Source organism: Haladaptatus sp. W1 (assembly GCF_001723155.1).
GTDB classification, from domain to species: Archaea; Halobacteriota; Halobacteria; order Halobacteriales; family Haladaptataceae; genus Haladaptatus; species Haladaptatus paucihalophilus.
Genome location: NZ_MEIH01000067.1, coordinates 1 through 23352 on the forward strand (window position 1 = coordinate 1; position 23352 = coordinate 23352).

Here is a 23352-nt window from a genome sequence, read left to right on the forward strand (position 1 = left end):
GTATCGCTGGTCATTGCTGAATCTTGTGGCGGGAGTCGCATTAATACCCCGCTGTCCGCGGTAGACTCATTCGAGCCATCGGTTGCCCTCGTCGCCGCCCGCGTAGCGCCGGGCGAGTTGGGCTTCTGCCTGTCGAAGCCGGTAGGAAAGCGTCGAACGAGGAATCGAGAGTTCCGCGGCGATTTCGTCCAGCGTCGCCTCGCGCGGCGTCTCGTAGTACCCCGCTTCGAGCGCGGCGCGGAGCGCGACCTCCTGCTCTTCCGGCATTGCGACGGTCGCCAGCGAATCCTGTCGCCACCCGCTCGCGTCGCGGAGGTGTCCCATTCGAAACGTGAGGCCCGCGGCGAGTCGCGCGCCGAGGGCGTCGTAGAAGACGCCGACTTTCTCGTCCGAGCGCATCAGAATTCGCCACCAGTGGGTCGATTCGCGGCGGCGGGTTTCGAATATCAATCCCCTCGGGAGGTGCTTTCCGGCGAGGGTGTGGACGGATTCACAGCCGCGAATGTCTGTCAGATACGTGTACAGGACGAGTTCGTTCGAGGAGCGTTCGAGCACGTCGTGAAATCGGGTTGCATCGCAATCCCGCTCGGTGACCGACTCGCCGCAACACGTATCGTCGAACCGAATCTCCTCGATGCGGTCGAGCGCGGACCGCGGCCCCGAAATTCGTTCGATTCGCCAGAACCGGTCTTCGGTCACGAACCCATCGAGCGAGTGGGCCACGACGGACGGATGGTCGATGAAGACGTCCATGATGGGGTCCGCACCGACCTCGTACTCGATGGCAAACGTGAACTCCCGCATTCACCTCGATGAGGTCGTCGGGCGGGCAAAAAGACTCTCATTGGCGAAGCGGGTTAGAACAGCGCCTGCACGACGGCCAGCATCGCCGTGGCGACGACGAGCAGGGCGAGGAGGACGACGAGTATCGGCTTGTATCCCGTCGAGCGGAGTTCGTCGAGTCGTGTTTCGAGTCCCAACCCGGCGAACGCGAGGAGGAACGCCCAATCGGAGGCGTTCGAGAGGGAAGTGATCTGCGCCTCCGAGAGGAACCCGAGGTTGGCGACGAGGAGAACGACCAGAAACCCGAACACGAACTTCGGAAACGTGTTCCAGAGAAACCGCCACCCGCCGGGCACGCCGTCGCCGGATTCGTGATCCGAATCGTCGTCGGTGCGGTGGCTGTCGCCGTTGCGGTGGGCGTCGCCGTCGGTACGGCGGGCGTAGTACACCGCGTACGCGATGGCGGCGAGGCCTATCATCGAGTTCCGGGTAAGTTTCACGAGGAGCGCCCACTGTCCGGCGGTTTCCGAGAACGCGAACCCGGCGGCCGTCACGGGACCGGTGCTGAACATGGTCAGCCCGGCCCAAATTCCGAAGACGGTGCTCGAAAGCCCGAGCGCGTGGCCGACGACCGGGTAGACGAAGAGCGTCGTCGAATCGAACAGGAGGACCGTCGCCGCCGCGTACGCGATTCGCGTCTCGTCCACGTCGATGCTCTCGGCGATGGCGACGACGGCAGACACGCCGCAGATGCCCGACCCGGCGGCCAGCAAGGAGCCCGTCTCCTCGTGAATCGAGAAGACCGTCCGGGCGAGCAGTTCGACCACCAGAATCGTGGTCGTGACGGTGGCGACGACGAGGAACAGTATCGTCGGCCCGGCGGCGATGACCCGGTCGAGCGCGACGCTCGCGCCCATGACGACGATTCCGGCTTCGAGCCAGACCTTGTGGGTTTGGACGCCGGGGCGCGCCCAGTCGGGGATTCCGTAGAGATTGCCGACGAGCAGGCCGAGGAGTATCGTCACGATGAGGTAGTTGAGACCGGGAACGGCCGACGCGACGAGACGGGCGAGGAGGCCGACCGCGAGGAGGACCGCCAATCCCGGAACGGTTCGTCGCATCGTCACCATGGAATCGAAACGCCGAGAGAGACGGCGACCAGTAGTAGAAATCCGAGACAAACCGCCTGCCAGTCGTTTTCGAGAGTCGTCCACCAACGCCACAGGTGTTCGGAGGGGGAAACGGAATCGCTCACTGTGGGCGATACTCCGAACGGGAGTGAAATACGAATTCGGTTGTCGTACGACAATGTTGTCGTACGACAACTTCTTGCCCGAATCACGATTCACCGCGAGGGATTCGAAGGCGAAGAATCACCTCCCTCTCCGATGGAATTCGTCCACTTCGAACGTTCATCACGGAAAACATATTACCTCGCTTCGAAAATACCGGTTCAATGCCCGGCGCACGTATCAACGGCGACGAACGGATCACGCTCAGAACGGTCGAAGAAGAGGACGTTCCGTTCGTCCAGCGCGAGGCAACGAACCCCGAAATCCGCTATCCGATGGGGAAACCGCTCAGGACTCGAGCGGAAGTCGAAGCGCATCTGGAAGAGGAGCACGCCGACCGGTTTCTCGTCTGCCTCGACGGTGACGACGCGGGTCCGGGGACTCCCGAGGAAGGAGCGGTCCGACGAATCGGGTGCGTGGGCGTGGAGGACGCCGACTGGAAACGCCCGGAACTCGTCTACTGGCTCGTCCCCGAGGCGCACGGCAACGGCTACGGCAAAGCGGCCGTCTCGTTGGTCATCGACTACGTGTTTCGGACCTACGCCACCCCCGCCATCGGTGCGGGTGCGTACCCTTTCAACGACGCCTCCCGCGGTCTACTGGAATCGCTCGGATTCACCGAGGAGGGCCGCCAGCGCAAGTACATATTCGTCGACGGCGAGCACCGCGACATCGTTCAGTACGGCCTCCTCCGCGAGGAGTGGCGGGAACGAAAACGGGCGTAACCGGTCGTCAGTCGTGGTGCGCGGAGACGCGAGTCGGAACGTCTTCGACCGGCACGAACGCCGTTCGCCGCTCGCCCGTTCGAAACCGCTCCTCGTGCAGAATCTCGGTCCCCTCCTCCGCATCGACCGATAACGGCCAGCGCTGACTTCCGTGACCGATTCCGTCGTACGACATCCCCGCGTACAGCGGATTGACGCGCGTGAGTTCGTCGAACACTTCTTCTCTGTCGTCGTACTCGAACCGAGCGTCGGTCAGCCGTCTCCCGATTTCGAGGAGGATGTCGAGGTCGCGTCGAACGCCCTCCGGCGGCGGGGTCATCGGGCGCATCCGCTGTACCTGCCGGTCGAGGTTCGTCACCGTTCCACCCTTCTCGGCCCAGAGGCTCGCCGGAAGCACCACGTCCGCGTGTTCGACCGTCTCGGTCGGGAACGCCTCCTGCACGAGCAGGAAGTCGAGCGATTCGAGCGACCGGGCGACCGACTGCGTGGCCCGTTTGCTCACGGCGGGGTTCTCGCCGACGACGTACGCGCCGCGAATCGCGTCGCCGAACGCGCGAACCGCGTCGAGTTCCGAGCGGCCGGGACGCGAGGGTGGGACCGCGCCCCACTCCTCGGCCACGGCCGACCGCGCGTCGGCGTCGGCCACGGGACGAAAGCCCGGAAGCGTCGAGGGCCGACAGCCGACGTCGTTCGCCCCCTGTTCGTTGGTGAGACCGCGCAGGAGGTTCATCCCCGTCCCGCGCCTGCCGATGTTGCCCGTCACGAGGAGGAGGTCGATGAGCGAACCCGCCGTCGCGGTTCCCTCGTGGTCGTCTTCCTCCGCTCCCGTTCCGACGAGGACGGCGGCGCGGTCGGCGCGGCCGAACCGCTCTGCGATGTGGCGAATCCGCTCGGCATCGACGCCGGTTCGCTCGGCGCACTCGTCGAGGGAGAGTGACGCTAGCGATTCGGCGAACGACTCGAAGTTCGTCGTTCGCTCGGCGATGAACGCCTCGTCTTGCAATTCCCGGCCGAGGAGTTCGGCGGTGACGGCGTTCACGAACAGCGCGTCGGTGCCGGGGGTCGGCGCGACGTGCGCGTCGGCGAGTCGCGTCGTCTCGTTGGCGTCCGGTTCGACGTGAATCAACGTCGCGCCGTCGTTGATTGCCGGGCGAAGATACGAGTTGAAGGCGATGGGTTGCTGGGCGGCCGGGTTCGCGCCGACGACGAGGAACAGGTCCGCCTCGGTCAAATCCGAGAGCGTGTTGGTCATGCCCGGTGACCCCAACCGCTCGACCATCGCCGCGACCACCGACCCGTGGCAGATTCGCGCCCTGTTATCGACGTTGTTCGTCCCGAGGACGCGAGCGAGTTTCTGGAGGAGGTAGTTCTCCTCGTTGGTACAGCGCGGCGCGCCGAAGAACGCGAGCGCGTCCGGTCCGCAGTCGTCGAGAACGGTTTCGAACTCGGCTTCGATTCGGTCGAACGCCTTCTCCCACGTCACGGATACGAGGTTCCCTTCCTCTCGAATCAGCGGGTCGGTGAGTCGGTCGGCGGCGTTCAGTCCGTCGAAGGCGTCGATTCCGTTTCGACAGAGCCGCCCCTCCTCGTTGACGGGCGCGCCGTCACACCCCACAGCACCGTCCCGCCGGTCGCTGTATCGGACGCGACAGCCGACCGAACAACATGGGCAGACGCTTTCGACCGTCTCGTCGGGGCCCGTTCCGTTCATCCCTTCGGGACGTCGCCTTCGAGGACGTTGTACGCGGCACCCACCCCGGCGAGAGCCACGATGACGAGCAGGGTGACCAGCGCGTTCGGAACGACTGTTTTCGTCCGGAAGAGGTGACTGCCACACTCCGGACACCTGAGCGCAGTCGTCTCGAACCGCGCTCCGCAGACGGTACACTCGTGAACGTCGCGTTCGCGGTCGTTTTCGACCCCGACGAGGCCGTTGTCGATGCCGAGCAGCCGTTTGACGGTGTACGTGCGTTTCATGCCGTGGAATGGTGTTCGTGGATGTGTTCGCGGAGGTCGTCCTCGCTGTCGAACGATTCGTGACAGAACTGGCACTCGTGGTCGCTCGCGGTTGGATTGTCTGGCATGGTGTTGGATGTCGTCGTTTCGGTCAGTCGTCCCCTTCCGCCGCGGCTTTCTGTGCCTCCGTTCGTTCACCCTCGCCCGTCGGGGCCACCCGAACGTCGGTGACTTTGTACTCCGGCACGTGGGCTTGCGGGTCGAGGTGCTCCTCGTCGGTGAGTTCGTTCGCGACGTCGCCCCTGCCGAAGTAGTGCATCGGAACGAAAACGACGTCGCCGCCGGTTCGTTCCGTGACCTGTGCGAGGGCGGTTATCGACCCCTTCCGGGAGGTGATTTCGACCTCCTGTCCGTCCGAGACGCCGAGTTCGGCCGCGGTGTCGGGGTTGATTTCGACGAACAACTCGTCGGTGTACGACCGGATTCCGGGTTCCCGGTTGGTCATCGTCCCGGTGTGATACTGGTAGAGGACGCGGCCGGTCGTCATCGCCAGCGGGAACGCCTCGTCTTCCATGTCCGCCTCGACGGGGCCGGAGACGTCGGTCGGGAACATGTGGGCCTTCCCGTCGTCGGTGTTGAATTCCTCCGTGTAGAGGTGTGGCGTCCCCGGATGGTCCTCGTCCCAGCACGGCCACGGGATGCTCCCCTCGGTTTCGAGGCGCTCGTGGGTGATGCCGCCGTAAATCGGCGTCAGGTCGTTGATTTCGTCCATTATCTCGCTCGGGTTGCGAAAGCCCCACTCGTAGCCGAACCGCTCGGCGAGTTCCTGCGTGATAATCCAGTCGGGTTTCGCGTTTCCGGGCGGGTCGATGGCCCGCTTGACGAGTTGGACGTGGCGCGTCGAACTCGTGAACGTCCCGTTCGTCTCGACGGGGGCGTTCGCGGGCAACACGACGTCCGCGTGTTTCGCGGAGTCCGTGAGGAAGATGTCCTGTACCGCGAGGAACTCCAAGTCGTCGAGGATTTCCCCGGCGTGGCTGACGTTCGGTTCCGAGTACACCACGTTCTCGCCTTGGATGAACATCCCCCGAATCTCACCGCGGTCGGCGGCGAGAAACTGTTCGGTGATGGTGTAGCCTTCGTCGTCCGGGAGGTGGTCCACGCCGTAGGCTTCCTCGAACTTCTCGCGCGCGTCGTCGTTCGTCACTTTCTGATACCCCGGGAAGTTCCCCGGAATCGGTCCCATGTCGCCGCCGCCGCCCTGCACGTTGTTCTGGCCGCGGAACGGCGCGAGACCGGACTTTTCGGTGCCGACGTGCCCCGTCACGAGCGCGAGGTTCGCCATCGAGACGATGTTCTCCGTGCCGTGGCTGTGCTCAGTCAGGCCGAGCGTCCAGCAGAACGTACACGAGTCCGCCTCGGCGATGGTTTCGGCCGCGCGCTTCAGTTCCTCGGGCGGGACGCCCGCCTTCTCCTCGACGTACTCGGGCGTGAACTTCTCGACGCCCTCCTTTACCTCCTCGAACCCGACGGTACGCTCCTCGATGAATTCCTCGTCGTGGAGGTCGTTCTCGATGACGTGTCGGATCAGCCCGTTTATCCAGACGGTATCGTAGCCCGGTTTGATTCGTGTGTACTGCGTGGCGAACTGCGCCATCTGGATTTTGCGCGGGTCGAAGACGAACATGTCCGCGTCGTCGTCCTTGACGTTCTGTTTGATTCGCGTCGCCAACACGGGGTGGGCCTCCGTCGTGTTCGACCCGGTGATGAGATAGCAGTCGGTGTTTTCGAGGGCGTCGGTGCCGACCGACCCGGCACCGAACCCGACCGTCTGGGACAGTCCGGCGACGGTCGGCGAGTGACAGAGTCGGTTGCAGTTGTCGATGTTGTTCGTCCGGAGCACCTGCCGGGCGAACTTCTGCATCAGGTAGTTCGCCTCGTTCGTCGTTTTGGATGAGGAGACGAGGCTCAGTCCGTTTCGCCCGTACTCGTCCTGAATCTCCTTCAGTCCGTCCGCCACCCGGTCGAGCGCTTCCTCCCACGACGCTTCGCGGAACTCGCCGTCCTCTTTCACGAGGGGTTGCGTCAGCCTGTCCTCGCTGTCGGCGTACTTGTATCCGAACTTGCCCTTCACGCACGTCGAGATGCCGTTTATCGGCGCTTTCTCGGGGTTCGGACGCACGCCGAGTACTTCCCCGTCCTTCGAGTAGATGTCGAACCGACAGCCGACGGCGCAGTAGCCACACGTCGTGTCGGTGACGTCCACCTCGTTCAGGCGGTAGTCGCTTAACGCGTCGGCCATGTCGAACAGCCGCCCCTCCGACATGGTGTTCGCGGCGAAACTCTCGGCGACGTGTTCGAGGGGTTCGAATGCGCCGCTTTCACCCATCTTCTCCCCCGCGGCTTGGGCCTGTTCCTTCGCTCGGGCCATGAAGCCCGCGACGCCTTCCTTTTCGGTGTCGTCCTCCGCGCCTTTTGTTCCCGGTGTTTCGTCAGTCATCGTCGGATTCCGCACCTCCTTTGCGGCCCTTTCGTTCCTCCTTCATCGGCGTCATCTGCCGAGGTTGGTGCTCGTAGTCCTCGCCGACGCTCTTGCCGATGCTGTTGTGCTGGTTGAATCCGGGAACCGGAATCGTGGCGATGTCGGTCATGTCCTGTTCGACGAGCGCTCCCGTCGGGCAGACGGTCGCGCAGTGGCCACAGGAGACGCACGTGGATTCCATCATCGTCTCGGCCCCGTTCTGGAACCCGATTCGCGTCTCGCCCGCGTTTCCCTCCATGCGGAGGACGCCCTCGACCTGCACGTCGTTGCAGGCCTCGACACAGCGATTACAGAGGATGCACTTGTTCCGGTCTATCTGGATGAACGGCGAGGATTCGTCGATGGGTTCGTACTCGTCGCGGTCGTCGAACACGCCGTAACGGGGCTCCACCACGTCGTTTTCGATGGAGACGTCTTGCAGGTCACAGCGACCGTTCTTCCCGCAGGTCGTACAGCGGAGATTGTGGTCCGAGAGCACCAAATCGAGGTTGACGTCGCGGGCGTTCGCCGCGTCCTCGGCGTCGGTCCGCACCGTCAGGCCGTCCTCCGCGGGGAAGCTACAGGACGGAACCAGGCCGTGTTCGTCCGTCTCCACCATGCACGTCCGACACTCGCTTCGGGGTCCTATCCGTTCGTCCTCGTCGTAGGAACAGAGCGCCGGGACGTAGCCGTCCGTCTCGGCCGCTTCGACCGCATCGAGCAGCGTCGTCCCTTCTTCGACCGTTACCGTCTCGCCGTCGACGGTGATGGCGGCGCGGTCGGCCGAACCGACGTCCGGGTCGTTCGCCGTCCCCGTCTCGATGTACTCGTTCAGCGGGAGGTCAGGTCCCCCCTCGTCGCGTGAGTTCTCCCAAATCGGGTCGGTGCTCATACGTCCCCCGAACTGTAGCCCTCTCCGGCCGTTTCCTTATCGCGACTCGTGCGACGACACATTGAATAACACACCCCATACGCGTATCACGAGATTTCACTTAGGCCTGCTGGCTTCGTAAATCGACTCGACCGCGACGGCCCGAGCGTTCGACGTCCGAATTTCTCCCTTTCTCGCCACGTTTCACCGGTCGCCACCGAGCGAGACTCGATTCAGGCCCTCCCAAACGCCCCGTAACCTACACTATCGCTCCGATAACGTAGAATCTCCCCGGACGGTGGCCGGTAGGATATGATTGGTAAACTGAAACGTCTCTGCCCTTTATCAGCAAGTCCGGCATAGACAGGATGCGAGGTAGAGATGACCGAAAGTGACACACAAGAACACGTCGAATCGGAAGACCGACGCTCGTTCATGAAGAAAGGCGCACTCGCGACAGGTGCGCTCGCACTGGGATTGGGGAGTGCCGGGACCGCCGCGGCACAGAATCAGAACGTGTTGGTCTATACTTACGATTACCACCCGAACGTCGAGTTCCGGGTCGAGAACTCGCTGGAGAAGGCCACGACGGTTCGGTTGCTCCAACGCCCCGGTGGCGGCAACGTCCCGGAAATCAGTCAGCCGGACAACTACAACGGCTACATCATCCGCTACCTGCTCGGGCAGAACGGCGGAAGCGAAGCGCAGATTACCACCTTCCTCTTCGGAGATGGGCTCTCGCTCAGTCAGGGAGACACGCGCCGACTCAGTGGTGGCGCGTCCGTCTTCAGCAGCACGCTCAACCTGCTCAGCACCAACCTCGGAGGTAGTGGCGGTGGAGGAACGACGACGACCAGCGGCGGCAACTCGTCGTCATAAGCTCCTCTCCCACGAATCGTTATTTTCAGTACGAGCGTTTCGGAAATCGACCGCTCGTCGAATTTTTGTAAAAAATCGCCAGTCGTGACTTCAGTCGTCGGCCGTGACCGGTTCACCGTGCTCGACGTTCGTTCCGAGGACGTCGAGGAACTGTGACAACCACTCCACATGGTCGCCCCAGTCGCGCCCGGAAACGAGGTTGCCGTCGGTCGTCACGCCGTCGTAGTACTCGCCACCCGCGCCCTCGACGTCGGCTTCCAGCGCAGAGTACGCGGCACACGTCCGCCCCTCGATGACGTCCGCCGCCGCGAGAATCTGGGCCGCGTGGCAGATGGCGGCGATGGGCTTGTCCTCGTCGGTGAAGTGTCGAACCGCTTCGAGAACCTCGTCGTGCGTCCTGAGGTACTCCGGCGCTCGACCGCCCGGTAGGACGAGTCCGTCGTACTCCGTCGGGTCGATGTCGTCGAACGACGCCGTGAGCGCGAAGTTGTGGCCGCGACTCTCCATGTAGGTCTGGTCGCCGCGGAAGTCGTGAACCGCCGTCTTCACCGTGTCCCCCGCTTCCTTTTCGGGACAGACCGCATCGACCTCGTGGCCGACCGCTTGCAGGGCTTGAAACGGTACCATTATCTCGTAATCCTCGCCGAAATCGCCGACTATCATCAGCAGTTTCTTGCCATCCATGCCACGAGGAGAGACGGTAGCGAGGGACATAATCGTGCGGGTGCCCCCGCCCTCAGTCAACGGAATTCGCCCGTCTCCTCCTCACGTGTCGCCGATTCTGTAGGCCGTCTCGATTGGCGAGCGCTCGGAGCGGAACAGCGCGAAGTGGACGGCGAGCGCGACCGCCAGCAGTCCGAAGTTCCACACCACCGAGTCGTAGTAGATGACGTCGATGACGATCGGCCTGGCGTACAGCGGCCAGAGCGGCGTTAGCGGCGGGGCGATGTCCGGTGCCGAGAGGAGGTCGGCGAAGATGTGGCTCGTCCCGCCCGTCAGAAACCCGGCGGTCGCGAACACGAACACGGTTTCCTCCCGGATGGCGTCGCTTCGCACCCATCGATTGGCTTCGAAGTGGTCGGTGAGTAGCCGTGCCGCGAGCGCACCGGCGACGACGCTGGCGACGGTGACGAAGAGTATCGTGTGCGTCACCCCGTGGTGGTGCACGGTCGGGAACACGCGCCGAAGCACGAGGTCGGTGTCGGGGAGCATCGCGGTCACGAGCGTAAACCCGGCGAACGTGAGACTCCCCCGCCGACCCCAGAGAAGCCACGCGGGGGCGGCGAACAACAGTGCCATCGCCAAGTGACCGCTGACGTCGACCATACGCGCACAACCGGGACATCGAGATTTATACGTTTTCGCCGAACTGGACGTCCGAACGAGGGGCGATATTTTGGCAAACCTAAAAACTCAAGTTCGACCCCCGTTTAGCGGGACGTAGATGCAACGCGAATCGCGGGACGACGGCTTCACTTTCGAGGACGTGAGCGTCGTCATGGGGACGTACAACGAGGAGGCCGCCGTCGGGTCGGTGCTTTCCGACATCGAACGCGTGACGGACGGGAAGGCGGAGGTCGTGTGCGTCGATGGGTCGTCCGACCGAACGCCGGAGATCGCCGAGGAGCACGGCGCTCGCGTCATTCGACAGCGACCGCGAGGATACGGCGTCGCGGTGACGGCCGCCCTGCTCGCGCCGGACCGGCCGGTCGTCGTCACGACCGACTGTGACGGTACCTATCCCATGGAGCAACTGCCGGAATTTCTCTCCCTTATCAACGAGGGCTACGACGTGGTGAGCGGCGACCGACTCTACCACGGCGCGGCGGAGATGCCGACGGTGAACCGCTGGGGGAACCGCGCGTTCGCGGCGCTCGCTTCGGTTCTGATGGGCAGGCGCGTTCACGACACGACGACGGGGATGCGCGCCTACCGGCGCGACGTGATAGAAGAAATCGAGTGGACCGAAAACACGGGACTCTCCGCCGAACTGCTCATTCGTCCGCTGATGCGCGGCTATCGCGTCCGCGAACTCCCCATCGACTACGACGAGCGATTGGGTGAAACGAAACTCGACCCGCTCTCGGGCGGCGCGGAGATAGCGAAATCCATCGTCAAAGTGTGTCTGGACGAGCGGTCGCTCATCCCCCGCCCCGTTTGAGACGCCCGGCGACGAAAAACGGGAGGAAGAACCCGACCGCGAGCAAAACGAGCATCGCAAGCGGCACGCTGTGGGTGGCCTCGTCGGCGATGATGGCGACGACGAGCGCGAGGATAACCGCGAGAACGGTGACTTTCGGTGCGAACTCCATCTCTGTCGAACGTACGTTCCTACCTAATCTATAACCTTACGGACGAGTGTTGGAAATAAATCTGGAGGGTCTCGAACGGTGCGATTTCGACGTGTCACGAGGGACCGCTATTCCGACCCCTGCAACCGCGTTTCGAGCGAGACGCCGGGTGCCGTCTCGTTCGGGAGGTACGCGGTCCCCTCGCCGCCGCAGGTTCGTGCCACGCGACAGATTCCTTCGTACGGCGTCAACGCCCGAACCGACCCGTCGCGTCGTTCGACCGGCAGTCGAAGGAGATAGGAGAACCCGGTTCCTTCGGCGTTCTCCACGTACATCTCAACCGCGACGGTATCGGTTTCGCCGACCGGAACCGCCGCACCGTCGCCGACGGCGCTGACGTTCGACCCGACCAGCCGTGCTCGTCCGTCCGAAACGACGAGTCGAAAGCGGGCCGAGCGGTCGCCCTCGACGACGTAGTAGCCGCTTCCCGAGTCGGACGCGAGGCGAATCGACGCCGACTCGACCGACCGCGGAAGTCCGGCGGTCGTCGTCAGCGACACCGACTCCCCGCGCATCTCCCGGACTCGTTGGAGTCGCGGTTCGACCGGCTCGCCGCCGTCGGGTGCCCACTCCCCGCGATAGACGTACCGGTACAGCGTGCGGTTCGAGTAGGCGTCCACGACGTCGAAGCGGTTCGGACCGTCGAGCGCGTAGACGACGGGGCCGTCGAAGTCCGGGTCGTTGCGGAACGCCTGAAACGGGTGGTTCAGCCAGTCTCCGTACGTCGTCGGCACGAAGACGAGCGCGTCGTCGAACGACCGGTTCTCGACGGGCGAGTACGCCGCGCGATACTGGTCGGTGACGGTCGCGTTCGCCCGGTACGGCGACGTCGCCACCGCCGCGGTGACGCCCCCGAAGACGACCGTCGAGAGGACGAGCAGGGCGACGACGGCGGGTTTCGCCCGGCTTGGCGACAGGGAGGATTCGACCCGCCCGCGGAGCCAGCGCGCCGCGACTACGCCCCCGAACGCGCCGAAGGCGGCCGTCGGCAGGAGCAGGTCGAAGTGGTAGTACGGACCGAAGAAGTGAATCAGCCCGTCGCCCGGGTCGGAAATCGTGCCCACGATGTTGCGGTTGCCCCAGAAGTAGACGTTGCCCAGCACGACGGACGGAATCAGTCCGGCGAGCACCGCACGCGCTTGGTGTTGCGAGAACTCCGCTTCCCAGTCGCTCGGCCGAGTCCAACGGACGCCCGCGAGGACCCCGACGAGCGCCAGCGCGGTTCCGAGTGGACCGCCCGCGACCCAGTTGACGAACAGGTCCGAAACGACGGCGAAATTCGACCGTAACGCGAGCCTAACCGTGTAGCGCTGTTCGTATCCGAGCAGTTTCCGATGGCCGAACCCGAGGCCGTCGAGCGGTGCGAAGGCTTCGTAGGGGAAGACGAGCGGGGACCCGGTGACCACGGCGTTGTAGCCGAGCGCGACGACCACGCCGAGGGATCCGACCGCCGCCACGGTTCCCAGTCGCACGACGGTCGCGCGGTCGAACCACGTCGAGCGAAGCGAATAGAGGGCGTGAGCGACGAACGGCAGGGCGAAGAGGAGCGCGGTGTAGGGACGGGAGAAGAACGCGATGCCGACGGCCACCCCCGCGAGCACGGCGTACGAGTTTTGCTTCGTTCGAGCGGAGCGGAAGTACGCGAAGGCGAACAGCAGGTTCCAGAACGTCGTCGGCGCGTAGGGCAGGAAGACGGCGGAGTCCACCAGGAACAGCGGGGAAGCGAAAAACAGGACGGCGGCGAGGAGTCCCGTCCGGCGGTCGAACGCTTGGGTGGCGACGAGCGCGACGAGCGCGACGTTTCCGGCGGCGACGAGCCCCAACGAGAGGCGGGCGTCCCCGAGTAGCCCTCCGAGCGCGAACATGGCCGCCGGGACGGGCGCGTACTTGGGATACAGGCCGCTCGCGTCGCGGACGAAGAACCACGGACGGAACGCGTCGGGGACGGGCGGGTGCAAGAAGAGTTTGCCGTCCAGCAACATCGCGGCCTGCTGGAGGTAGACGCCCTCGTCGTGATTGAGGGAGTGGTACGGAAAGAGTTTCGTGGCGACGAGAAACGTGACGACGGCGGCGAGTATCGACAGGGCGACGATGCCGTCTCGCGTGCGCCGTCGCGCCGTCATCTCACTCGGACGGGTACCACGCGAGCGTGTGGTCGGCCATCAGTTCGACGTCCACGGGTTGCCCGATTTCGAAGTCCTTGACGTGGTTGTGCTGGCAGTAGACGAGTTCGCCCGAGCCGAGTTCGACGTGGTAGACGAACGACGGCCCGGTGTACTGGCGGTGGACGATGTGGCCGTCCGCAGCGTCGCCCTCGGTCGCCCGTGCCCGGAGGTCGTCGGGGCGGACGAGTACGTCCACGACAGCGCCGTCGTACTCCTCGGTCAGGCCTTCGAGTTGGTCGGCGTCGAACGTCCTGAGCGCCGTGTCCACGCGGCCGTCGCCCAGTCGCCCCGAGACGAATCCCGCCTGTCCGAGGAAGCTAGCGACGAACCGCGATTCGGGGTGTTCGAAGACCATCTCGGGCCGACCGACCTGTTCTATCTGCCCGCCGTTCATCACGGCCACGCGGTCGCTGATGGATAGCGCCTCCTCCTGGTCGTGGGTGACGGAGACGGCCGTGACGCCCGCTTCCTTGAGGATGGCGCGTACCTCCTCGCGCATCTCGACCCGGAGCTTCACGTCGAGGTTCGAGAACGGTTCGTCCAGCAGGAGGATTTCCGGTTCGGGGGCGAGCGAGCGCGCGAGCGCGACCCGCTGTTGTTGCCCGCCCGAAAGCTGGTCGGGGGTGCGGTCGCGGTGACTCTCCAGTCCGACGAGTTCGAGCAGTTCGGACACGCGCTCCTCGGTTTCCATTTCGTCCGCCTCGGTCAGGCCGAAGGCGATGTTCTCCGCGACCGTGAGGTGGGGAAAGAGGGCAAAGTCCTGAAAGACGATGCCAACGTCGCGGTTCTCGGGTTCGACGAACTCGTCGCCGGAGATTCGCTCCCCGCGGAGTCGAATCTCGCCGTCGTCCGGGCGTTCGAGTCCGGCCATCATCCGGAGCGTGGTCGTTTTGCCACACCCGGACGGACCGAGCATGGTGAGCAGTTCGCCCTCACGAACGTCGAGCGAGAGGCTTTCGACCGCGGTTTCGTGGCCGTACTCCTTGACGACGGTATCGAGTTCGAGCACCGCGTCCGGTTCCGCGCCGGTTTCGTCGGTCGTCGTGGGCGATTCGTCGTCGGTCGATGGCGAGCGGAGCGTGCTATTTGACATCGTAGTCCTCCTGTTTGATGATGATGAGCAGCGAGAGGCCGGAGATACCGACCAGTATGAGCGCGGGAATCGCGGCCTTTCCGTAGTGGCCAGCGCCCTGCACCTTCCAGATGTAGGTGACGAACGTCTCGAACTCCGGCGGGCGGAGCAGGAGCGTCGCCGGGAGTTCCTTCATCGTCGTCAGGAACACCAGCGCCGCGCCCGCCGCGACGCCGGGCGCGATGAGCGGGAGCGTCACCTTGCGGAACGCCGCGCCGGGCGAGTAGCCGAGCGTCTGGGCCGCCTCCGTCAGTTTCGGGTTCACTTGGAGCACCGACGAGCGGACGGTGCCGACCGCTTGGGGCAGGAACCGGACGATGTAGGCGAAGACGAGCAGCGGAATCGTCTGGTAGAGCGCCGGTGCGTACGCCGACCCGAACGAGACGAGGGCCAGCCCCAAGACGATTCCGGGCACGGCGTAGCCGACGTAGGTCGCCCGGTCGAGGACGGTCGCCACGGTCGAACGGTGGCGGGCCGAGAGGTACGCGACCGGAATCGCGGCGAGCACGCCGAAGATGGCGGCCATGCCGGAGACGCCGACGGAGTTCCACGCGTACTCCCAGTGGAAGGCGAAGGAACTCGACCCGTAGGTCGGGTCGGCCCGGAGCATCCAGAAGACGAGCATGCCGAGCGGGACGACCAGACAGAGGACCGCGACGGCGCTGCTGAACAACAGCGCCGGGTAGCGCCACGCGCCGAGTTCGATGACCGCCGAGCGGTTCGAACCGCGACTGCCGCCGTTGGTTCCGGCGTTGATGCGCGATTCCAGCGCGAGGATGACGACGGTGACGGCGACGAGTTGCAACGAGAGCAGCGACGCGAAGTCCCGACCCCACGCGTTGTACTGAACGTAAATCTGCTGGGTGAACACCTCGAAGTGCATGATGGTCGGCGTTCCGAAGTCGGAGAGGGCGTACAGCGCGACGAGGAGGGACCCGGCGGCGATACCGGGAAGAATCTGGGGGATGGTGACGCGCTTGAACGCATCCCAGCGCGAGTGGTTGAGGGTGCGGGCCGCCTCGACCAGCGTGTCGTCGAACGAGAGCAGCGAGGCCCGCGTCGTCAGGAAGACGTAGGGATAGGTGAACAGCGTCAGGACGAGCGCCGCCCCGAAGAAGCCGTAAATCGACGGAATCGACTCGACGCCGAGCGGCGCGAGCGCGTCGGCGAGTTCACCTTGCGGTCCGAACGCCGAAACGAACGCGAACGCGCCGATGTAGCTGGGGACGACGAGCGGGAGCGCGCCGACGACGGTCCAGAACCGCCGGAACGGCAGGTCCGTCTGGACGGTCAACACGGCGAGCGGGACGCCGATGAGAATCGACCCGGCCGTGACGGCGACGATGAGGGCGACGCTGTTCCCCAGCACCGTCACCGTCGCGCCGCGGGTCAGCATCGAGACGATTCGGTTCGCGTCCATTCCGAGGACGCGGACGACCAGCCAGAGGACGGGAAAGAGAACGGCGGCGGCGACGGCTCCACTGACGAGGGTCAATCCGATCGGTGTCGACTCGTCGTCCCCGCCCGAGTCGGCCAGTCGTCGGAGTCGGTCGCGCGTCGCCATCGATTATAACACTCCCACCTCGCGCATCAGCTTCAGCGTCGGTTGCACGTTCGAGAGCTTCGAGAGGTCTATTTCCGGCGGCTGAAGCTCTTCGATGGGGGGCAGTCCGCCGACCGGTTTCACGCCCGAAATCATGGGATAGCCCAGCGTGACCGTGGCGAAGAACTCCTGCGCCTCCGAGGAGAGCAGGTGGAGGGCGAAGTTGCCAGCGAGTTCCTTTTGATCCGTTCCTTGGATTATCTCCGCGCCGGAGACGTTCACCAGCGCGCCCGCGTCGTTCTTCGTGAACGCGAGGTCGATGGGGGCGTTGGGCCGTTGGGACTGCACGCGGAGCGCGTAGTAGTGGTTGGCGAACCCGGCCCCGATTTCGCCGTCGGCGACGGCGTTCGAGACGAGGAACTCGTCCTTGTACTCCGTGACGCCCTGTTTTTGCATCCCCTTCAGCCACGCTTTCGTCTTCTTCTCGCCGTTGAGCACGCGCATGGCGGTGACGAAGGATTGGAACGCGCCGTAACTCGGTGCCCATCCCATCACGTTCTTGAACTGCTGTTGGTCGGGGAGCGCGAAGATGCTGTCCGGGATGTCCGACTTCGAGAACTTATCCGTGTTGTACGGAATGGTTCGGGCGCGGCCCTCGATACCGACCCAACTGTCCTTGGGACCGCGGTAGTGTTTGGGAACCTTCGTCAGCACGTTCTGGGGGAGGGCTGTCGTCGCGCCGCTGTCGGCGACGACGCCGAGGGACCCGGCGTCGATGGAGAGGAACAGGTCGGCCCTGCTCCCGCTTCCCTTGTTCTCCTCGATGATGGTGTTGGCGAGGGAGGCGGAACTGTCCGTCTTGACGAGGATGTCGAGGTCGGGATACCGACCGTCGATGTAGTCGATGAGACGCTGGTACAGTCCGCCCTCGCCGCCGCCGAGGTAGAGGGTGAGTTTCCCCGAGAGGTCGGGCATGTCGTCCATGGACGTGCCGCCGGGTTTCGGACGGTCCTCGACGAGGGGACCGGACCCCATGATGTCGCTCTCGTTCACGTCCGCCGTATCGTTACCGTTCCCACCGGTCCCTGGCAGTGACGTACATCCCGCGAGTCCGAAAACGGTCGCTGCCGCCGTCGAGGCCAGAACCGAACGCCGACCGATCCCCCTTCGGTCGGCACTATCGGCACCGTTGTCGCTCATAACTAGAATTAGGCTCGCCTAAAACGTTTATACCTGCCGGTTCAGGGGCGGTTCCTCGACGAACGCGGGTGGAAAAAACGACGGATGACCCGATGAACGGGACGTCGTGTCAGTCGTCCGCCGGGACGGGCGCCCGGACGGATTCGAGCGCGTCGAGGCAGTCCAACCAATCGTGCATGAATTTCCCGACGAAGGTTAAAAACTCGCCGTTTTCGTATTCGGACCAATCGCCCGCGACGAGTTCGTCGGCCATCGACTCGAAGACGGCGGCGTAGGCGTCCGCGTCGTTCCACCGTCCCGCCGTGTCATCCATCTCCCAGTTCTCGGGAACGGCGTCGTCGATTATCTTCCACAGGTGTTCGTTCAGTTCCAACCCGGCGACCTCGTTCTGTAGGTCGCCGAACGTCGAGCGCGGTGCTTTGTTGTGCTCACAGAGCGGGCCGCCGTTGTATATCTGCGCGCCGAGGAGGTCACAGGCGCGTTTGAGGAAGACGCCGCTCCAGATATCGTCGAACCGTCCGACGTCCCACGGGTTGTCGTCCATGGGCAGTTGGTAGAACGCCGGGACGACCTCCCGGCGGAACGCGAGGTTCATCGAGCAGACCGTGAGGTAGTCGCCGGGTGCGGCCACGAAGTCATCCTCGAAATCCGCCGCAGTCGTGCGGGTCCGGGCCTGTCCCTGTAAGTCGCCGTCCATCAGGATTCGAACCGCGTCCAAGTCGGGGACGTTCGTCCAGAGTCCTTGCGAGGCGACGACGTTCGAGACCGTGGTTTCCGTCGTCTCGATGTCCTCGTCCATCGCGGAATAGGGGTAGCCGCGCGGGTACAGTCCGTGCTCGTCGGCGCTCTGATACAGGACGTTCACCCATCGCTCGTCGGACGAGATTTCCTCGATTTCGCCGTCGAATCGGAGGTTTCGGAGGTGCCGACCGAAGAAGTCGTCATCGGGGTGCGGGAGCGTGTCGTCGTCGATGAAAAATCCGTAGTCGAATTCGCCCGCCCAGAGGTAGAGCAGGCCGAAACTCGTCTGGGCGTGGCTGGCGTCGGGAATCAGGTGACTGAACTCGGTGATTCCGTGCGCTTCGAACCACGCCTCGCGTCGCGCGCCGTCGAAAACCTCGCCGGAAACGCCCGCCGAATCGAGCATCGCCGCCATCGCGTCGGTGTCACAGAAGTTCTCCGTGACGAGCACGACGTGCAGTCGGTCGAGGTCGAAGCCGTGCTCCCGAGCGTTCTCGAAGTACGCCCGCATACACTCGTACTCCCGAATCGTCGGGACGACGACGCAGATGTCGGCTTCGGTCATTGTGCCTCTTTTCCTGAATGGTTTAGGCATACCTAAAAAGTTGTCTATCTCGTCCGTGGCGACGTTCCGACCGATTCCGACGGCTCACTCGTCGGACCGTTCGCGTATCTCCTCCAGAATCGAAATCGTGCCCGTCGAGTACGACTCTTCGACGACCGTTCCGGCGGCGCGTTTGGCCTTCTCGTCGGCGTTCGCCACCGCGTAGCTCTCGCCGACGACGCCGAAGGTGGAGACGTCGTTTTCCGAATCGCCGACGGCGACGAACTCCTCCGGGTCGCGGCCGAGCAGTTCGGCGACGGATTTGATGCCCATGCCCTTGCTGACGCCCGAGGATTTGACGTGGTAGGCGAACCCCGTGTCCACGACTTCCTGGCCGTACTCGCTGGCGAGTTCGGAGAGCGGGCCGAGCGGTTGGTCGCGTCGGACAGCGATTTCGGTTTCGCGCCAGCGGTTGGTCAGGTCGATTTTCCCCCAGCCGAGTTCGTAGCCCGCCCCCTCGTACGCGTTTGCGACGCGCCGTGCGGCGTCGCCGTCGCCGTTTCGCGTGATGTCGTCGTTCACGAGGACGATGCCACCGTTCTCGGCGATGACGAGTTCGGGAATCTGCAGGAAGTGACAGAGGGAGACGGGATAGGGAAACGCCTTCCCGGTGGCGATGACGACCGGGGCGTCCCACCGGGGTAGGAGGTCGAAGAATCGCGGGTCGATGGAGTCGTCCGGGCGGGTCATCGTGCCGTCGATGTCGAGAACGAGGGGCGGAACCATGCCGGGGATTCGTCGGTTCGGCACTTAGTTTCGGCGTTGCACTATCGTCGTCCCGGATGCACGCGAAGGCGCTCCGAGTGGCGTCGCTCGTCGTCGGAATTCGATGAAAAAGGAGTCGGTGTCGAAAACGGTAACTCGGAAAAACGGGCTCCCGGATTACAGCGCCGGGACCCACGCGCTCTGCGGGAAGACGCCGAGCATGGCGCACACCGCGACGAGGAACGTGCCGAAGACGATGGACGCGGCCGGGGGGTCCATGTGCGTGTCGGCGTGGGAGTAGAACACGCGCTGGAACGCCTCGCCGAATAGGGCGCAGACGAGGCCGAAGACGGCACCCACGGCGAGTGCGGTCAAGAGCGGAATCTCGGCCTGAATCGCGGCCGGGGAAGCCGTCGTGATGTTCATGCTCGCCGGGGCGAGCGCCAGCGCGGCGGTGCTCGCGGGCAGACTCATGTGGTGGGTGACGGGCATCTTCTCGACGCCGCAGTTCAGGAAGACGAGGCTGGCCGCGCTGATTCCGAACGCGAGGAACGGACTACCCGTCTCGTAGGCCGTGTACGCGCCGAGTATCCCGACGACGATGCCGAGCGTCGCCACGTTCGCCCACTTGTACTGGTGGGGGAGCCACGGTTCGACGAGGAATCGGCTTCCCATCGTCCCGCCGTCGGCTTGCGCGGACCCGCCGTCCGCCGTCGCCGCGTCGCCGATGACGCGGCGTTCCTCGGACTCGAACGGGGACATGTTCAGCAGGCCCTGTTTGGCGTTGCCGATGATGCTGTAGCCGAACGCGAGTCGGTGGAGCACGGCCGAGAGGACGACGCCCATCGCGATGGGGTCGTAGGGCATCCCGTAAATCGAGGACAGCTGAGTGAACCAGTAGCCGAAGATACCGAAGACGCCGCCGACCACGAGCACGTCGGGTTTCGTTCCCAGCGAGAACGAGATGTTCTTCGCCTCGTGGAAGTCGAAGCCGGTGTCCATGTAGCCGCGCTTGGCGGCGTAGGCGGCCGCGGCCGCACCCGCCGCGAAACTGATGGCGGGCGAGAACACGGGACCGAATGCGATGGTCCCCGTGATTCCCAACGCGCCGAGTTCGCTCGCTTTCCCCGGACCGGCGGCGGCGACGTAGCGTCCAACGACGTTCGCCGCTTCCCCGGCGATGACCATGAAGCCGGTGAAGATGAACGCCGGGAGCGCGCCGACCGCCGCGCCGAACGCGCCGCCAGCGAAGGCGGCGATGAGCATCTCGAGGGCCCAGAGCGATTCGAGGTTCGCCATCTCAGGCACCACCTTCGCTCGCCCAGTCGAGCGACCGCTCGACCGCGTCCTGCCAGCGGCCGTACTTCTCGTCGGCCTCGTCGCTCGCCATGTTCACCTCGAACTCGCGGTCCACCTGCCAGTTGTTTCGGAGTTCGTCCACGGTTTCCCAGTAGCCGACGGCGAGTCCGGCGGCGTAGGCCGACCCGAGCGCCGTCGTCTCGTCCACCACGGGGCGAACGATGTCCGTCCCCAGAATGTCGGACTGCAACTGACAGAGGAAGTTGTTCTTCACCGCGCCGCCGTCCACGCGGAGGGATTCGACTTCGATGCCGCTGTCGGCCTCCATCGCCTCGGCCACGTCGCGGGTCTGGTAGGCGATGGATTCGAGCGTCGCCCGAACGACGTGTTCCTTCCGCGTTCCGCGCGTCATCCCGACGAGGGTGCCGCGGGCGCGCTGGTTCCAGTGGGGCGCGCCGAGGCCGGTGAACGCCGGAACCATGTACACGCCGTCCGTCGAATCGACGCTTCTGGCGAGGTTCTCGGTCTTCGCCGCGTCCTCGATGAGGTCCATGTCCACGAGCCATTCGATGGCCGCGCCGGTGACGAAGATGGACCCTTCGAGCGCGTACTGTACGGGTTCCCCGAGCGCTGGAATCCGATGGTCGTGAGGAGGCCGTGTTCGCTCTCGACGGCCTCGTTACCCGTGTTGAGGAGGAAGAAACTGCCCGTCCCGTAGGTGTTCTTCGCGTCCCCGGCGTCGAAGCAGGTCTGGCCGAACAGCGCCGCCTGCTGGTCGCCGAGCGCTCCCGCGACTGGGATTTCGGCACCCAAAAAGCCCTCCGGGTCGGTCGAACCGTAGGTCTCGTCGTCGCTCGACGGACGGACCTCGGGCAACATCTCGCGCGGGACCCGGAACTCCTCGCAGAGGCCGCCGTCCCAGTCCATCTCGTGGATGTCGAACAGCATCGTTCGGGACGCGTTCGTCACGTCCGTGATGTGCTCGCCCGTCAGGTTGTATATCAGCCACGAGTCGATGGTTCCGAACAGGATTTCGCCGGTCTCGGCGCGGTCGCGCAAGTCCGCCGGGCGAGCGCGCTGGGTCTTGATGGGTTCGGCGTTGTCGAGCAACCATTCGGCTTTCGTCGCCGCGAAGTACGCGTCCGGTTGGAGTCCCGTCTTGGCTCGAACCGCGTCGGCTTTGCCGTCCTCCTCCAGTCGTTCGATGCGGTCGGTCGTTCGGCGGTCCTGCCAGACGATGGCGTTGTGGACCGGTTTGCCGGTCTCCGCGTCCCACAGCAGGGTCGTCTCGCGCTGGTTGGTGACGCCGAGCGCGGCGAGTTGGTCGGCTTCGATGCCCGCCTCCGCGAGCGCGGATTCGATGACCGACTGCGTGTTCTCCCAGATTTCGAGCGGGTCGTGTTCCACCCATCCGGGTTCCGGGTATATCTGTTCGTGTTTTTCGTAGGCGTTCGCGACCACCGTCCCGGCGTGGTCGAACACCATGAATCGAGTGCCTGTCGTTCCTTGGTCGATAGAGCCAACGTAGGTTTCGTTCGTTTTCATTGGGGTAGCCTCCGTGCGATTGCTGCTGAATGACCGGTACCATTCAGTGTGGCCCGCCCATTTTTACTGGTTCAGGGCCATTGGCTGTAAACATCAAACACTTTCATTATAAAAGTTCCCCCTTCAACGATGACTCATCGGGGTCGAAAGCGAAACTCCTCGCCGACGTTTCCGTCGAGACGCTATAAAACTCGTCAATCTTCGTGGAGTGCGCGGAACACGAGCGTCGGAAACCGCGGTTCGAGTCTGCTCGGTTGTCGCCCGCTCCGCCGCCCGTTTCTGGTCGTGATCCGTTCGAGAACGCCCGCTTCCGCCAGTTCGTAGAGATAGCGGGTGACGGTGCCGGGGGAGAGGTCCGTTTCGGTGGCGATGGCGGCGGCGCTGGATTCGACCGACGTTCGCGCGTCGGTGTCGAGTTCGAGCAGTTCGACGAGGACGCGGCGACGATTCTCGGGAAGGGAGAGGACGATACCGAGCGGAACCCCGTCGCGCGGAACCGCGTCCATCGCCGCCTCCAGATACTCGTCCAGAATCCTGTCGGCGTCGGCATCGACCGCGAGCGTCACCGCGCCGAACAGCGCCGCGAGGGCGTCGTGGGCGTCGCCCTCGGCCCACTCCGCGATGGTCTTCACTTGCGCGTGTTCGAGGATGCCCTGTCGCAATCCGCGCGACGCCCGCTCCGTAACGACGTCGGTGAGTTCGTGCGTGCTGTAGGCCGGTATTTCGAGCGCGTGTTCTTCCCTGCCGCGGGTTCTCCGACGGTGAGCACGGAGAGCGACCCGCTCATGTCCTCGAACAGCGCGGTCACCTCCTCGGCGGCGAGCGTTTCGTCCTCGCCCACGTGGTCCACCGCGACGACGACCTTGTTCGAACGACTCACGGCCGTCGCCAACTTCCGTTGCAGGACGCCGGTACCGACGCCACGTTCGGGCACGTGGTCGTCGGTGAGCGAGTCGAGAACGGCCCGATACAGTCGGAACGCCGTACTCGCCGTCCGTGCGTCGATGTACACGAAGTCGAAGCCGTCCTCGTCGACGGCC

At 64.5% G+C, this 23352-nt stretch carries 21 protein-coding genes and 2 pseudogenes; 3 read left to right on the plus strand and 20 right to left on the minus strand.

Features of this window, described 5'->3' with window-relative positions:
• Positions 1–66: 66 nt before the first annotated feature.
• Positions 67–804, minus strand: a complete 738-nt coding sequence (locus tag BG842_RS03625) for a helix-turn-helix domain-containing protein (RefSeq protein WP_069449713.1) — start codon at positions 802–804, stop codon at positions 67–69.
• A 53-nt stretch (positions 805–857) separates the two neighbouring features.
• Positions 858–1913 (minus strand): YeiH family protein, encoded by a 1056-nt coding sequence (locus BG842_RS03630; protein WP_069449714.1) that lies wholly within the window; start codon positions 1911–1913, stop codon positions 858–860.
• A 326-nt stretch (positions 1914–2239) separates the two neighbouring features.
• Here BG842_RS03630 and BG842_RS03635 point away from each other — a divergent pair, with 326 nt between their 5' ends.
• On the plus strand, positions 2240–2800 hold the full coding sequence (locus BG842_RS03635) for a GNAT family N-acetyltransferase (RefSeq protein WP_069449715.1): 561 nt from the start codon (positions 2240–2242) through the stop codon (positions 2798–2800).
• 7 nt (positions 2801–2807) lie between these two features.
• Here the strand turns inward: BG842_RS03635 and BG842_RS03640 are convergent, their stop codons facing one another.
• Genes BG842_RS03640 through BG842_RS03655 form a run of 5 tightly spaced genes read right to left on the minus strand, consistent with a single transcriptional unit; the run spans position 2808 to position 8169 of the window.
• Positions 2808–4511, minus strand: a complete 1704-nt coding sequence (locus tag BG842_RS03640; RefSeq protein WP_069449716.1) for a molybdopterin oxidoreductase family protein — start codon at positions 4509–4511, stop codon at positions 2808–2810.
• Positions 4508–4777 carry a hypothetical protein gene (locus BG842_RS03645; protein ID WP_007982952.1) on the minus strand — a complete coding sequence of 90 codons (270 nt, stop codon included), beginning with the start codon at positions 4775–4777 and terminating at the stop codon, positions 4508–4510. Before BG842_RS03645 ends, BG842_RS03640 begins: the two co-directional genes overlap by 4 nt.
• Positions 4774–4884 (minus strand): C2H2-type zinc finger protein, encoded by a 111-nt coding sequence (locus BG842_RS29535; protein WP_175424071.1) that lies wholly within the window; start codon positions 4882–4884, stop codon positions 4774–4776. Before BG842_RS29535 ends, BG842_RS03645 begins: the two co-directional genes overlap by 4 nt.
• Positions 4885–4907: 23 nt before the next feature.
• The gene (gene fdhF / locus BG842_RS03650; RefSeq protein WP_069449717.1) at positions 4908–7256 is read right to left on the minus strand and encodes a formate dehydrogenase subunit alpha; all 2349 of its coding nucleotides are present in this window, start codon (positions 7254–7256) and stop codon (positions 4908–4910) included.
• Positions 7249–8169 carry a 2Fe-2S iron-sulfur cluster-binding protein gene (locus BG842_RS03655; RefSeq protein WP_069449718.1) on the minus strand — a complete coding sequence of 307 codons (921 nt, stop codon included), beginning with the start codon at positions 8167–8169 and terminating at the stop codon, positions 7249–7251. The genes fdhF and BG842_RS03655 overlap by 8 nt, the downstream gene beginning before the upstream one ends.
• Before the next feature lie 360 nt (positions 8170–8529).
• On the opposite strand from BG842_RS03655, the gene BG842_RS03660 reads away from it, so the two are divergent.
• Positions 8530–9027 (plus strand): hypothetical protein, encoded by a 498-nt coding sequence (locus tag BG842_RS03660; RefSeq protein WP_069449719.1) that lies wholly within the window; start codon positions 8530–8532, stop codon positions 9025–9027.
• A gap of 90 nt (positions 9028–9117) precedes the next feature.
• Here BG842_RS03660 and BG842_RS03665 read toward each other — a convergent pair whose 3' ends face one another.
• Both BG842_RS03665 and BG842_RS03670 read right to left on the minus strand, forming a co-directional pair.
• Positions 9118–9711, minus strand: coding sequence for a DJ-1/PfpI family protein (locus BG842_RS03665; RefSeq protein ID WP_069449720.1), 594 nt, complete (start codon positions 9709–9711; stop codon positions 9118–9120).
• 81 nt (positions 9712–9792) lie between these two features.
• Positions 9793–10353: a metal-dependent hydrolase gene (locus BG842_RS03670; protein WP_069449721.1), complete on the minus strand. Its 561-nt coding sequence runs from the start codon at positions 10351–10353 to the stop codon at positions 9793–9795.
• Positions 10354–10471: 118 nt separating this feature from the next.
• Between BG842_RS03670 and BG842_RS03675 the strand changes: the two genes are divergently transcribed.
• The gene (locus BG842_RS03675) at positions 10472–11188 is read left to right on the plus strand and encodes a dolichyl-phosphate hexose transferase (RefSeq protein ID WP_069449722.1); all 717 of its coding nucleotides are present in this window, start codon (positions 10472–10474) and stop codon (positions 11186–11188) included.
• On the opposite strand, the gene BG842_RS29540 is transcribed toward BG842_RS03675, so the two are convergent.
• The 11 genes and pseudogenes from BG842_RS29540 to BG842_RS30995 form a co-directional block, all read right to left on the minus strand.
• Positions 11169–11339: a hypothetical protein gene (locus BG842_RS29540; protein WP_175424072.1), complete on the minus strand. Its 171-nt coding sequence runs from the start codon at positions 11337–11339 to the stop codon at positions 11169–11171. The two genes, BG842_RS03675 and BG842_RS29540, sit on opposite strands and share 20 nt — an antisense overlap.
• Before the next feature lie 107 nt (positions 11340–11446).
• Positions 11447–13501: a glycosyltransferase family 39 protein gene (locus tag BG842_RS03680; protein ID WP_069449723.1), complete on the minus strand. Its 2055-nt coding sequence runs from the start codon at positions 13499–13501 to the stop codon at positions 11447–11449.
• Position 13502: 1 nt separating this feature from the next.
• Positions 13503–14636, minus strand: coding sequence for an ABC transporter ATP-binding protein (locus BG842_RS03685; RefSeq protein WP_007982931.1), 1134 nt, complete (start codon positions 14634–14636; stop codon positions 13503–13505).
• On the minus strand, positions 14626–16239 hold the full coding sequence (locus BG842_RS03690; RefSeq protein WP_069449724.1) for an iron ABC transporter permease: 1614 nt from the start codon (positions 16237–16239) through the stop codon (positions 14626–14628). The genes BG842_RS03685 and BG842_RS03690 overlap by 11 nt, the downstream gene beginning before the upstream one ends.
• Positions 16240–16242: 3 nt before the next feature.
• Positions 16243–17418, minus strand: coding sequence for an ABC transporter substrate-binding protein (locus tag BG842_RS03695; protein ID WP_069449725.1), 1176 nt, complete (start codon positions 17416–17418; stop codon positions 16243–16245).
• Between the two features lie 109 nt (positions 17419–17527).
• The gene (locus tag BG842_RS03700) at positions 17528–18724 is read right to left on the minus strand and encodes an alpha-1 4-glucan-protein synthase (protein ID WP_069449726.1); all 1197 of its coding nucleotides are present in this window, start codon (positions 18722–18724) and stop codon (positions 17528–17530) included.
• Between the two features lie 84 nt (positions 18725–18808).
• Positions 18809–19489 carry a phosphoglycolate phosphatase gene (locus BG842_RS03705; RefSeq protein WP_069449727.1) on the minus strand — a complete coding sequence of 227 codons (681 nt, stop codon included), beginning with the start codon at positions 19487–19489 and terminating at the stop codon, positions 18809–18811.
• A 156-nt stretch (positions 19490–19645) separates the two neighbouring features.
• A complete protein-coding gene (locus BG842_RS03710; RefSeq protein ID WP_069449728.1) occupies positions 19646–20767 on the minus strand; it encodes a hypothetical protein in 1122 nt (373 codons plus the stop codon).
• 1 nt (position 20768) lies between these two features.
• A pseudogene (gene glpK, locus BG842_RS03715) lies at positions 20769–22312 on the minus strand (glycerol kinase GlpK).
• A gap of 194 nt (positions 22313–22506) precedes the next feature.
• Positions 22507–22974, minus strand: a complete 468-nt coding sequence (locus tag BG842_RS30990; RefSeq protein ID WP_254662870.1) for a helix-turn-helix domain-containing protein — start codon at positions 22972–22974, stop codon at positions 22507–22509.
• Positions 22941–23352 (minus strand): annotated as a pseudogene (locus tag BG842_RS30995) (hypothetical protein); the annotation flags it as partial. The pseudogene BG842_RS30995 and the gene BG842_RS30990, both read right to left, overlap by 34 nt.